The organism is Modicisalibacter coralii, from assembly GCF_004117855.1.
Lineage (GTDB): Bacteria > Pseudomonadota > Gammaproteobacteria > Pseudomonadales > Halomonadaceae > Modicisalibacter > Modicisalibacter coralii.
Window position 1 is genome coordinate 73,672 of the sequence record NZ_QWBW01000021.1, and the last position, 12,168, is coordinate 85,839.

A 12,168-nucleotide genomic window follows, 5' to 3' on the forward strand; every position below is an offset into this window, starting at 1 on the left:
CGTGGTGTTCACGAAAACTCCAGGAAATGACGACAGGACGCCCGGCAAACCGGGCGTGCCGGCTCCTGCGACGATCACGCGGGGCGCCGGTGACGGGACGGAGGGGGCCGACGCCAAGGATGGCGTCGGTAGCCGCCCAAGGAAGGGGCTACCGCGCCCCCTCGCCACCCTGTCTGCGGATCAGCCGCGGTACCGCCTCACCGGCGATTGTCGGCGACGAAGCGCTGCACCGCCGCGAGGTCCGCCGGCAGCACCGTGTAGCGTTCCTCGCGCTCGAGCAGACCGTCCATGTGCGCGGGCAGCGGCACCCCGGGGAAACCGGCCTTGACCACGGCGTCGGCGAACTTGGCCGGGTGCGCGGTGGCCAGGGTGATCATCGGCACGTGCGCGTCGCCGCGGCAGACCTCCGCCGCCCGATAGCCGGTGGCGGTGTGCGGATCGAGGATCTCCTTGGTGCGCTGATGCGCCTCGCGGATCACCTCGAGGATGGTCGCGTCGTCGACGCTGTGGCTGGCGAACTTCTCGCGCAGCCGCGCCAGGGGCGCCTCGGCGAGGGCGGTCGGCTCGTCCTGGAAGCGCTCGAGCAGCGCGCGCACGGCGTCGCCGTCACGCTCGTAGGCATCGAACAGCAAGCGCTCGAAGTTCGACGACACCACGATATCCATCGACGGCGCCAGTGTCGCGGCGAGATCGCGCTTGGAGAAGTCGTTGTCGGCCAGCGTGCGATGCAGGATGTCGTTGGCGTTGGTGGCGATCACGAAGCGCTCCACCGGCAGGCCCATCCGGTAGGCCATGTAACCGGCGAAGACGTTGCCGAAGTTGGCCGAGGGCACGCAGAAGCTCACCTGACGGTGCGGGGCGCCGAGCGCCACGCCGGCGGCGACGTAGTAGACGATCTGGGCCATGATGCGCGCCCAGTTGATCGAGTTCACCGCCACCAGCCGGGTGCCGTTCAGGAACGCCTGATCGGCGAAGCTGGCCTTGACCATCGCCTGGGCGTCGTCGAAATTGCCCTCGATGGCGACGTTGAAGACGTTGTCGGCGAGCACCGTGGTCATCTGGCGACGCTGCACTTCGGAGACGCGGTTGTGCGGGTGCAGGATGAAGATGTCGAGGTTGTCGCAGTGGCGGCAGCCCTCGATCGCCGCCGAGCCGGTATCGCCGGAGGTGGCGCCCATGATCACGGCGCGCTCGCCGCGCTTTTTCAGGAAGTGATCGAGCAGCCGGCCGAGCAGTTGCAGGGCGACGTCCTTGAAGGCCAGGGTCGGGCCGTGGAACAGCTCGAGCAGGAAGTGATTGGCGCCGAGCTGGTTGAGCGGTACCACCGCCTCATGGCTGAAGGTGGCATAGGCATCGTGGACGATGTCGCGGAAGGTCGCGTCGTCGATCTCGCCGCCGACGAACGGCTTCATCACCCGAAAGGCGATCTCGGCATAGGACAGCCCGGCCATCTCGGCCAGATCGTCGTGGGACAACTGCGGCAGCGTCTCGGGCACGTAGAGCCCGCCGTCGCTGGCCATGCCGGTCAGCACCACATCCTCGAAGTCGAGCGCCGGCGCCTGCCCGCGCGTACTGATATAACGCATCATCAATTCCTTCGGAAAGATCGCGGCTGCGCCGCTTGAAGACGGAAGATCGGCGCCGTGCGCCTGAAAGAGCGAAGAGAACCCCAAAAGCCAGCGTCGCCATGCCGGCTCTCTTCCCTCTTGTGTCTTGCCTCTTTCTTCTCGGCTTATTCCTGTTCGTCCAGGGACTCAACCCGAATCCGTGTCACCGGCCCGGCGATGTCGGCCAGCGACTCGAGCTGACGGATCGCCTCGTTCATGTACGCCTCGCGGGTCCGGTGGGTCAGCAGGATGATCGGTACCAGTTCGCCTTCGGTGGCTTCCTTCTGGATGATCGCCTCGATCGAGATGCCCCGCTCGGAGAGGATCGTCGCCACGCGCGCCAGCACCCCGGGGCGGTCCACCGCCAGCAGGCGCAGGTAGTAGGCGGTGACGATCTCCTCCATGGGCAGGATCGGCAGATGATTGTCACCGTCGTGAATGCCGCTGAAGGCCAGGTAGGGCACCCGATAATGATGGTCGGTGGCGATGTCGCGGGCCACGTCGAGCAGATCGGCGACCACCGCCGACGCCGTCGGCTCAGCCCCGGCACCGGCACCGTAGTAGAGGGTCGGGCCGACCGCATCGCCCATCACCGCGATGGCGTTCTTGACGCCGTGAACGCTGGCCAGCAGGCGTTCCTTGGGGATCAGCGTGGGGTGTACGCGCAGCTCGAGGCCGGCTTCGGTGCGCTTGGTCAGCCCCAGGTGCTTGATGATGTAGCCCAGGTTGTCGGCCTGTTCGACGTCGTCGAAGGTGATCCGCGAGATGCCCTCGGTGTAGGCCTTGTCGAACTGCAGCGGCACCCCGTAGGCGATCGAGGCGAGGATGGTCAGCTTGTGGGCGGCGTCGATGCCCTCGACGTCGAAGGTCGGGTCGGCCTCGGCGTAGCCCAGCGCCTGGGCCTCGGCGAGGACGTCCTCGAAGGCCCGCCCCTCGTCGCGCATGTGGGTCAGGATGTAGTTGCCGGTGCCGTTGATGATCCCGGCCAGCCACTGGATGCAGTTGGCGCCGAGCCCCTCGCGGATCGACTTGATCACCGGGATCCCGCCGGCCACCGCCGCCTCGAAGGCGACGATCACGCCCTTGTCGTGGGCGGCCTGGAAGATCTCGTTGCCGTGCACGGCGATCAGCGCCTTGTTGGCGGTAACCACGTGCTTGCCGTGCTCGATGGCGGTCATCACCAGTTCCCGGGCCACATCATAGCCGCCGATCAGCTCGACCAGCACGTCGACGTCGGGATTGCGCGCCACCTCGAAGATATCGGCGGTGACCTTGACCCCGGTGGTGTCGCAATCGGGATTCTCGCGACGGGCGCCGACCTGCTCGATGACGATCGGCCGACCCGCGCGTCGCGCAATGTCGTCGGCGTTGCGCATCAGCACGTTGAAGGTGCCGCCACCGACGGTCCCCAGTCCACAGATCCCTACTCTCACCGGTTTCAAGGTCATGCTCCCCTCATTTGTCTGTCTGCTCTCGACCGGCGCCGTGGCCGGCCATGGTGTCCAACGCGCCCGATCTCAGCCGGACTTGCCCGTGTCGAGGCCCAGCATCCCGGCCAGCCGCTCGGCGGGCACGTAGCCGGGAATCATGCGACCGTCGGGCAGCACGATCGCCGGGGTGCCCTGCACCCCGAGGTCCAGCCCCAGATGATACTGGTCGGCCACCGGATTGTCGCAATCCGGGGCGTTGGTCGGTGCCTCGCCGTTCATGGCCGCGGTGAACGTTTCCTGGCGGTTGTCGCTGCACCAGACCTGAGCCATCTGGCGCGCCCCGGCGGAACCCAGGCCACTGCGCGGGAAGGCCAGGTATTCGACCGCGATGCCCATGGCGTTGAGCCGCGGCACTTCCTCGTGGAACTTGTGGCAGTAGGGGCAGGTCACGTCGGTGAACACGCGCAGTACCGCCTTGGGTTCCTCGGCACCGCGAAAGATCACCCGCTCATCCTCGGGCAGTTTCGCCAGGCGCTGGTTGCGCTCGCCGTTGCGGGCCTGCTGGGTGAGGTTGACCAGACCATCCTCGCGGTTGGCGAACAGGTCGCCGACGACGAAGAAGCTGCCGTCCGCGTCGCTGTAGAAGGTCTCGCCGCTTTTCAGGCGCACCTCGTAGATGCCCTGCATGGGCGTGTCGCTCACCGACTCGACCGGGACCGGCTTGCCGTTGACGGTCAGGTCCTGGGAGAGCGCCTCGGGTACCGCCGCCTGGGCGGTGGCCACGGTCAGTACAGTGATCACGGCCGCCAGGCCGAGCGAGAGGATCCGTCGCGTTCGATGCATGGTTCAACCTCGAGGATGATGGGCCGCGTGCAGGGCTTCGAGTCGCGCCTGCGCCACGTGGGTGTAGATCTGCGTCGTCGACAGGTCGCTGTGACCCAGCAACAACTGTACGACACGCAGGTTGGCGCCATGATTCAACAGGTGCGTGGCGAAGGCATGGCGCAGGGTATGCGGCGACAGCGGCTTGTCGATGCCGGCCCGTTGCGCATGGCGCTTGATTCGATGCCAGAAGGTCTGGCGAGTCATGAAGCCGTCGCCGCGACCGGGAAACAACGGCGCCTGGCGAACGTCCTGCATCAGCTCGCCACGCGCGCTGCGCAGGTAGCGCTCCAGCCAGACCTGGGCCTCTTCCCCCAATGGCACCAGGCGTTCCTTGTCGCCCTTGCCGAGCACGCGGACCACGCCCTGGCGCCGATTGATGCTGTCGTGGCGCAGGCCGACCAGCTCGGAAACGCGCAGCCCGCAGGCGTAGAGCACCTCGAGCATGGTGCGATCGCGCAGCCCCAGCGGCGTGGTGGTGTCGGGCGCGGCGAGCAGCCGCTCGACCTCCGCCTCGTCGAGGGTATCGGGCAGCCGGGCCGTGACGCGCGGCAGGCGCACGTCGGCGAGCGGGTCGGCCTCGCACAACCCCTGCTCGAGCGCCCAGCGGTAGAAGCGGCGCAGGCTCGACAGCAGCCGGGCATCGCTGCGCAACTGATAGCCCGCGGCGCGGCGCGCATCGAGCCAGCCGGCCAGCGCCCCCGGGGCGGGGCGCAGCAGGCTCCCCGCCGCCTCGTCCGCCAGACGGTTCCGCCAGGCCTGGAGGTCGTGACGATAGGCGCTCAGGGTATGTTCGCTGGCCCCCTGGTCGAGCCACAGGGCATCGAGGAAGGCCTCGATCAGCCGCTCGTCGTTGTCATGCGTGTCGCTCATGGGCGCTTCACGCCTCTTCCGCCCCGCCAGATACGACAAACCCCGCCCCGCATGACGCGGCGACGGGGTCGCTCGGCACAGGGCGCGACGGCTGTCGCGCCCCGGAAGCCGGCCTTCTCAGGCCAGCTTTTCCTTGATGCGTGCCGACTTGCCGCTGCGCTCGCGGAGGTAGTAGAGCTTGGCCTGACGCACGTCGCCGCGACGCTTGACGGCGATGGAGTCGACCAGCGGGCTGTAGGTCTGGAAGGTCCGCTCGACGCCGACCCCGTGAGAGATCTTGCGCACGGTGAAGGCGGAGTTCAGACCGCGGTTGCGCTTGCCGATCACCACGCCTTCGAAGGCCTGCAGACGTTCGCGGTTACCCTCGACGACCTTGACCTGGACGACCACGGTATCGCCGGGGGCGAATTCCGGAATGGCCTTTTCCATCTGCTCGGCTTCGAGCGCCTGGATCACCTTGTTCTTGCCACTCATGTTACGACTCCTTGACTGATGTTTTGCCGGGCGGGCTCGCCGCGTTGCGCTGACGGTACGATGACCGTGGCGATGCCCGCCGGGCGTGTGATCCCGACGTTCGACGACGCGGGAACGACAATGGGTGACGCGTACCGTGCGGAGCCGTAACCCGGCAGGCTCCTCAGTCGGCCTCGACCGACCCGGCACGCTCCTCCGCCAATCTGGCGTATTCCTCGATGAACGCCTCGAGCAGCTCGCGCTGCTCCGGGTCCAGCGTCCGATGCTCCAGGAGCTCGGGGCGCCGCAACCAGGTCCTGCCCAAGGCCTGCTGCAGGCGCCAGCGACGAATCCGCTCGTGGTTGCCGCTGAGCAGGACCTCCGGCACCCGCCGCCCGTCGATGTCCTCCGGGCGCGTGTAGTGCGGACAGTCCAGCAGCCCGTCGGTGAAGGAATCCTCCACCGCCGAGCCCTGGTGCCCGAGCACCCCGGGCACCAGCCTGGCCGCGGCATCGATCAGCACCATCGCCGGCAGCTCGCCGCCGCTCAGCACGTAGTCGCCGATCGAGACCTCCGCGTCGATGTCGCTCTCCACGACGCGTTCGTCGATGCCCTCGTAGCGGCCGGCCACCAGCACCAGCGGTGCGCTGGCCGCCAGTTCGTGCACGCCCCGCTGATCCAGAGGTCGCCCCTGCGGCGACAGGTAGACCACCTTGGGCGGCACGCCGAAGCGCGCTTCGCCCCGATCCCGGGCCGCATGGATCGCCTGGCGCAGCGTCTCGACCTTCATCAGCATCCCGGGACCACCGCCATAGGGGCGATCGTCCACCGTCCGATGCCGGTCCGTGGCGTAATCCCGCGGGTTCCAGAACTCGACGTCCAGAAGCCCTTGCTTGACCGCCCGCCCCGTCACGCCGAAGCCGGTCACGGCCTCGAACATCTCCGGGAACAGGGAGACGACACCAATCCACACGGCCTGATCCATGGAGCAGTCAGCGACGGCGCCGGGCGCGTCGCTCGACCGGGTCGCCCCGGCCTTCAGAATTCCGGATCCCAGTCGACCGTCAGCCGGCCGGCATCGAGATCCGCCTCGCGAATCACCTCATCGGGAAGAAACGGCAGCAGGCGCTCCTTCTCGTCGAGACTCTCGGCATCGCCGCGCACCACGAGCACGTCGTTGGCGCCGGTCTCGAACAGGTAATCCACGTAGCCCAGGTCGACGCCCTCGAGCGTCACGACCCTGAGTCCCTCGAGCTGGTGCCAGTAGAAATCGCCCGACTCGAGCGGCGGCAGATGCGCCTTGGCCAGCAGGATCTCCGCGCCGGCCAGTTGCTCGGCCTGCTCCCGGGAGGTCACTCCCTCCAGGCCGGCCACCAGCCCCTTGCCCTGACGGCGCCCTTCGGCCACACGATAGACACGCTGCGAACCGTGCTGCACCAGGACCCACTCGGGGTAGTCGAGGATGCCTTCCATCGGGTCGGTGTACGAATACACCTTCAGCCAGCCCCTGACACCATGCGGGCTGGTCAGCTTGCCCAGCACGACGTAGTCGTCCGTATCGCCTTGTCGCGTCACGTCACTCGGCATGCCGGGAACGCACTCAGGCCTGGGCCTGGGCGGTCTGCTGCTTGCGCGCTTCCTTGATCAGCTCGGCGACGCGCTCGGTGACCTGGGCACCCAGACCCTGCCAGTGGCTGATGCGGTCGAGGTCGACGCGCAGACGCTCTTCCTGGCCGCGGGCGACCGGGTTGAAGAAGCCGACGCGCTCGATGAAGCGACCATCGCGGGACTTGCGCGAATCGCTGACGGTCAGGTGATAGAAGGGACGCTTCTTGGCGCCACCCCGTGCCAGACGAATGGTAACCATTGCGTTACTATCCTTCGGTTGAATTCAGAAATTACGCCACAGTGACGACTGCGGCTGCAGTCTCGCGCCGCGCATGCGCGCAGCTTGCCACGAAGACGCAGCATTCTACGGAAATCGGCCGGCGTTGGAAACCTTTTTCCTTGACAAGACCCGGCCGCCCCAGCAGCTCAGCGGCGCGGAAAGCCGCCGCCCGGGCCGCCCATGCCCCCCATACCGCCGGGACCGCCCATGCCGCCGGGGCCACCCATGCCCGGCATGCCGCCCATGCCGCGCATCATCTTCTGCATGCCGCCCTTCTTGCCGGCCTTCTTCATCATCTTCTGCATCTGCTTGTGCTGCTTGAGCAGACGGTTGAGATCGGGGACCTGCAGGCCGGCACCGGCGGCGATGCGCCGCTTGCGCGAGCCGTTGATGATCTCCGGCTTGCGGCGCTCCTTGGGGGTCATCGAGTTGATCAGCGCCTCGAGCTTGCCGAACTCCTTCTCGACGCCCGGGCCCTGGGCCGCCTCGGCCATCTGCCCCATGCCGGGCAGCTTGGACATCAGTCCCCCCATGCCGCCCATCTTCTTGAGCTGCTGGAGCTGGTCGCGGAAATCCTCGAGGTCGAACCCTTCGCCTTTCTTGACCTTCTTGGCGAGCCGCTCGGCCTTGCCCTTGTCGACGGTGCGCTCGGCCTCCTCGATCAGCGACAGCATGTCGCCCATGCCGAGGATGCGCGAGGCGACGCGATCGGGGTGGAAGGGCTCGAGGGCATCGACCTTCTCGCCCATGCCCATGAACTTGATCGGCTTGCCGGTGATGTGGCGTACCGACAGGGCCGCGCCGCCGCGGGCGTCGCCGTCGGCCTTGGTCAGCACCACCCCGGTCAGCGGCAGGGCCTCGTGGAAGGCCTTGGCGGTATTGGCGGCGTCCTGGCCGGTCATGGCGTCGACGACGAACAGCGTCTCCTGCGGCGAGACCGCCTTATGCAGCGCCTGGATCTCGTCCATCATGTCGCTGTCGACGTGCAGCCGGCCCGCGGTATCGACGATCACCACGTCGTGGAACTGGATCCGGGCGTGCTTGATCGCCGCCTCGGCGATGGCCACCGGCTGCTGGTCGCTGGTCGAGGGGAAGAAATCGGCCTCGACCTCACCGGCCAGGGTCTCGAGCTGGTCGATGGCCGCCGGCCGGTAGACGTCGGCCGAGACCACCAGCACCTTCTTCTTCTCGCGCTCGCGCAGATACTTGGCCAGCTTGGCCACCGAGGTGGTCTTGCCCGCGCCCTGGAGGCCGGCCATCAGGATCACCGAGGGCTGCTGCTTGAGCTCGAGGGGCACGTTGCCCTCGCCCATGATCGCCTCGAGCTCCTGCTGGACGATCTTGACGAACTGCTGACCCGGCGAGAGGCTGCGCGAGACTTCCTGGCCCACCGCCCGCTCGCGGACGCGATCGATGAAGGCCTTGACCACGGGCAGCGCGACGTCGGCCTCGAGCAGCGCGCGACGCACCTCGCGCAGGGTGTCCTTGATGTTGTCCTCGGTCAGGCGGGCCTGACCGGTGATCGACTTGAGCGTCTTCGACAGACGTTCCGAGAGACTTTCGAACATGGGACTCTCCGGCAATGGATGCGCGGGCCGCCACACCGGCGGAGCCGACAGGCCCCGGCCGGCGGGCGCCGACGTGTTGGCGGCCGATTATACGCCTTCCGTGCAGCGGTCTCCATGCTCGCGCCAGCGCAGAACTGGGCGCGGCAGGGCGAATCCGATATAGTGTGGCGCGAATGATTCTCCCTTTGTCATCCTCTCACCGGGTCGGCAGGTTCCCACCATGCAGGCGTTTCCCTTCGCTGTTCTGGCCATGGCCTTCTATCTCGGCGCCGGCTCCTGGCAGGGCCTGACGCTGTTGCGCCGCGTACCGCCGCGCCCCGGCCTGGTCCGCGGGCTGGGGCTGATGGCCGTGGTCTGCCACACGGTAGTGATCGCCTCGGCGCTGCGCGATCTCGGCGAACTCAGTCTCGGCGTGTCGGCGAGCGCCTCGCTGATCAGTTGGCTGGTCGCCATCCTGCTGCTGGTGGCGAGTCTCGCCAAGCCGGTGCTCAGCGCCGCCGCCGGGCTGTTCCCGGTCGCCGCGCTGTCGATCCTGCTGGCCACGGAAGTGCCGGTGGGCAGCCATCCGGCCGGCCTCACCCCGGGCATCATGGTGCATGTCCTGACCTCGATCCTGGCCTTCTCGCTGTTCGCCATCGCCGCCGTCCAGGCGATGCTGCTGGCCCGCCAGAACCAGGCGCTACGCCGCCATCACACCCGCGGGCTGGTCCAGTCGTTGCCGCCATTGACCACCATGGAGCGGCTGCTGTTCGAGCTGATCTGGGTCGGCATGCTGTTGCTCACCGCGTCGATCGTCAGCGGCATGCTGTTCCTCGACGACATGTTCGCCCAGCACCTGGTGCACAAGACCGTGCTGTCGTTCGCCGCCTGGGTGATCTTCGCCACCCTGCTCGCCGGACGCCACTTCTTCGGCTGGCGCGGCATCAAGGCGGCGCGCTGGACACTGGGCGGCTGCACGCTGCTGCTGCTGGCCTACTTCGGCAGCAAGTTCGCCATCGAGGTGGTCTTTCACGACGTCTGAGGCCGCCCGTCGCCTTGACACAGGGCGCGCCGATTCCCTACAAACGAGCCTGGTACGCGACTGAGGACCCCCCGACCTTGAGCGACGACATCCCGTTGGGACTGCTGTTCGGCCTGCTGGTCTTGTTGATTCTGCTATCCGCCTATTTCTCGAGTTCCGAGACGGGCATGATGTCGATCAACCGTTATCGCCTGAGCCATCAGGCCAAGAGCGGGGAGCGGCGGGCCCAGCGCGTGCTGCGCCTGCTGGCGCGCCCCGACCGGCTGATCGGGGTGATCCTGATCGGCAACAACTTCGTCAACAACCTCGCCGCCTCGATCGCCACCATCATCGCCATCCATTTCTTCGGCGAAGTCTCGGGGCCGGCCATCGCCACCCTGGTGCTGACCATCGTGGTGCTGATCTTCGCCGAGGTGACCCCCAAGACCTTCGCGGCGATCAAGCCCGAGCGCATCGCCTACCCCTCCTCGCTGGCGCTGGAACCGCTGCTCAAGGTGCTCTATCCGCTGGTGTGGATGGTCAACGCCATCTCCAACGGCCTGTTGCGCCTGATGGGCGTGCGCAACATCGAGGGCGGCGCCGACAACCTGACTCGTGACGAGCTGCGCACCGTGGTCCACGAGGCCGGCACCATGATCCCGCGTCGCCACCAGGCGATGCTGCTGTCGATCCTCGATCTGGAGAACGTCACGGTCAACGACATCATGGTGCCGCGCCACGAGATCGCCGGCATCGACCTCGACGACGACCTGGACAGCATCCTCGCCCAGATCCGTGCCAGCCAGCACACCCGCGTGCCGGTCTACAAGGGCGACATCAACAACATCATCGGCATCCTGCATCTGCGCAACGCGGCCCGCTTCCTGTCCAAGAGCGAGGTCACCAAGGCCTCGATCGTCCAGGAAGCCCGCGAACCCTACTTCATTCCCGAGTCGACGCCGCTGCATACCCAACTGCTCAACTTCCAGCAGCAGAAGCGGCGCATCGGCATCGTGGTCGACGAGTACGGCGACGTGGAGGGGCTGGTGACGCTCGAGGACATCCTCGAGGAGATCGTCGGCGAGTTCACCACCGACGTCGCCGGCATGCATCAGGAGATCCACCTGCAGGATGACGGCAGCTACGTCATCGAGGGCACGGCGAACATCCGCGAGATCAACAAGATGCTCGGCTGGCAGTTGCCCACCGACGGCCCCAAGACGCTCAACGGCCTGATCATCGAGCACCTGGAGTCGTTCCCCGACGCCCCGGCCTGTCTGCAGCTCGGCGCCACGCGCATGGAGATCCTGCAGGTCAAGGACAACCTGATCACCGCGGCGCGCTGCTGGCAGCCCGCGGTTCGCCGCTCACGCGTGGTCTATTGAGCGACTGGCGCGGTGCGCGCCACCCAGCCGGGCCTCGGCGGTCTCCTTGAGTTCGCGCACGCGCGCCTCGAGCAACCGACCGTCGGCCTGCTCGGGCGGCACCGGCTCGCCGAAGACCAGCGCCACCCGGGCCCGAAAACGCCGCGGCCGCGTGGTCAAGGCCCGCCCATTGCGATTCGACGTCCACGACCCCCACAAGCCGGCCAGCGCGGCGGGCACCACCGGTACCGCATCGCGGGCCAGGATCATGTCGACGCCGCGACGGAAGCGGTGGATGTCGCCGTCCGGGGTGAGCCGCCCTTCGGGAAACAGCATCACCACCTCGCCGTCGCGCAGCGCCCGGCTCACCTCCGCCATCGTCCGCCGGACGCCGCCCGGATCGCGGCGCTCGGAGTCCACCGGGATCGCCCCGGCGAGACGGAAGAACCAGTTGAGCCACGGCGACTCGTAGATCGGTCGGTCCATCAGGAAACGCAGCGGCCGCGGACAACCGCCCCCCATGATCAGGGCATCCATGAAGCTGACGTGGTTGCAGACCACCAGCGCCGGCCCTTCCGCCGGAATATGACCGCGCCCCGAGAAGCGCAGCCGATAGAGCACGTGGGTCAGGGCGAAGACGACCAGGCGCAGCAGCGCCCGGGGGTTGAGGATCAACGCCACGCCACCGGCCGCCAGGGCGACCCCCGACAGCACCGCGAAGAAGGTCGTCAGCGAGGCGTCCAGCACGGTCAGCAGCAGGATGCCGAACAGCGCCGAGAGAATCATGAACAGCGCATTGAGCAGGTTGTTGGCGGCGATCATCCGCGCGCGGTGGTCGTCGCGGCTGGCGACCTGCACCAGGGTGTACAGCGGCACGATGTACAGCCCGCCGCCGAGCCCCACCAGCGCCAGGTCGAGACTCATCCGCCAGAAGCCCGGCAGGCCGAGCACGGCCAGCAGGTCGTGGTTCTCGCCGGGGAGCACCGGGCGGGCGGCGAAGTCGAAACCGGCGGCGGCGATCACCAGCGCCCCCAGCGGCACCAGCCCGAGTTCGAGGCGACCGGCGGAGAGCCGGGCGCAGAGCATGGCCCCCGCCCCCACCC

12 protein-coding genes are annotated in these 12,168 nt (G+C 67.7%); 2 read left to right on the forward strand and 10 right to left on the reverse strand.

Features of this window, described 5'->3' with window-relative positions:
* Nucleotides 1-197 precede the first annotated feature (197 nt).
* The 9 genes from thrC to ffh form a co-directional block, all read right to left on the reverse strand.
* Entirely contained in the window at nt 198-1,586 is a 1,389-nt protein-coding gene (thrC, locus tag D0901_RS12905; protein ID WP_129140709.1) for a threonine synthase, read from the reverse strand.
* A 146-nt stretch (nt 1,587-1,732) separates the two neighbouring features.
* Nucleotides 1,733-3,049 carry a homoserine dehydrogenase gene (locus tag D0901_RS12910; RefSeq protein ID WP_129140725.1) on the reverse strand — a complete coding sequence of 439 codons (1,317 nt, stop codon included), beginning with the start codon at nt 3,047-3,049 and terminating at the stop codon, nt 1,733-1,735.
* Between the two features lie 75 nt (nt 3,050-3,124).
* On the reverse strand, nt 3,125-3,880 hold the full coding sequence (locus D0901_RS12915; protein ID WP_129140710.1) for a DsbC family protein: 756 nt from the start codon (nt 3,878-3,880) through the stop codon (nt 3,125-3,127).
* Nucleotides 3,881-3,883: 3 nt separating this feature from the next.
* The gene (gene xerD, locus D0901_RS12920; protein ID WP_129140711.1) at nt 3,884-4,792 is read right to left on the reverse strand and encodes a site-specific tyrosine recombinase XerD; all 909 of its coding nucleotides are present in this window, start codon (nt 4,790-4,792) and stop codon (nt 3,884-3,886) included.
* A 117-nt stretch (nt 4,793-4,909) separates the two neighbouring features.
* Entirely contained in the window at nt 4,910-5,266 is a 357-nt protein-coding gene (gene rplS, locus D0901_RS12925; protein WP_129140712.1) for a 50S ribosomal protein L19, read from the reverse strand.
* Between the two features lie 163 nt (nt 5,267-5,429).
* Nucleotides 5,430-6,218: a tRNA (guanosine(37)-N1)-methyltransferase TrmD gene (gene trmD, locus D0901_RS12930; RefSeq protein ID WP_129140713.1), complete on the reverse strand. Its 789-nt coding sequence runs from the start codon at nt 6,216-6,218 to the stop codon at nt 5,430-5,432.
* A 65-nt stretch (nt 6,219-6,283) separates the two neighbouring features.
* Complete coding sequence (gene rimM / locus D0901_RS12935; RefSeq protein WP_129140714.1) at nt 6,284-6,832, reverse strand: ribosome maturation factor RimM; 549 nt, start codon at nt 6,830-6,832, stop codon at nt 6,284-6,286.
* Between the two features lie 13 nt (nt 6,833-6,845).
* Nucleotides 6,846-7,112, reverse strand: coding sequence for a 30S ribosomal protein S16 (rpsP, locus tag D0901_RS12940; RefSeq protein WP_129140715.1), 267 nt, complete (start codon nt 7,110-7,112; stop codon nt 6,846-6,848).
* A 167-nt stretch (nt 7,113-7,279) separates the two neighbouring features.
* Nucleotides 7,280-8,701: a signal recognition particle protein gene (gene ffh / locus D0901_RS12945; RefSeq protein ID WP_129140716.1), complete on the reverse strand. Its 1,422-nt coding sequence runs from the start codon at nt 8,699-8,701 to the stop codon at nt 7,280-7,282.
* A 220-nt stretch (nt 8,702-8,921) separates the two neighbouring features.
* Here ffh and D0901_RS12950 point away from each other — a divergent pair, with 220 nt between their 5' ends.
* Both D0901_RS12950 and D0901_RS12955 read left to right on the forward strand, forming a co-directional pair.
* Nucleotides 8,922-9,722: a cytochrome C assembly family protein gene (locus D0901_RS12950; protein ID WP_129140717.1), complete on the forward strand. Its 801-nt coding sequence runs from the start codon at nt 8,922-8,924 to the stop codon at nt 9,720-9,722.
* Between the two features lie 77 nt (nt 9,723-9,799).
* Nucleotides 9,800-11,086 carry an HlyC/CorC family transporter gene (locus tag D0901_RS12955; protein WP_129140718.1) on the forward strand — a complete coding sequence of 429 codons (1,287 nt, stop codon included), beginning with the start codon at nt 9,800-9,802 and terminating at the stop codon, nt 11,084-11,086.
* Here the strand turns inward: D0901_RS12955 and D0901_RS12960 are convergent.
* Nucleotides 11,069-12,168 (reverse strand): 1-acyl-sn-glycerol-3-phosphate acyltransferase (locus D0901_RS12960; RefSeq protein ID WP_233440426.1); only part of this gene is annotated, 1,100 nt, incomplete at its 5' end. The two genes, D0901_RS12955 and D0901_RS12960, sit on opposite strands and share 18 nt — an antisense overlap.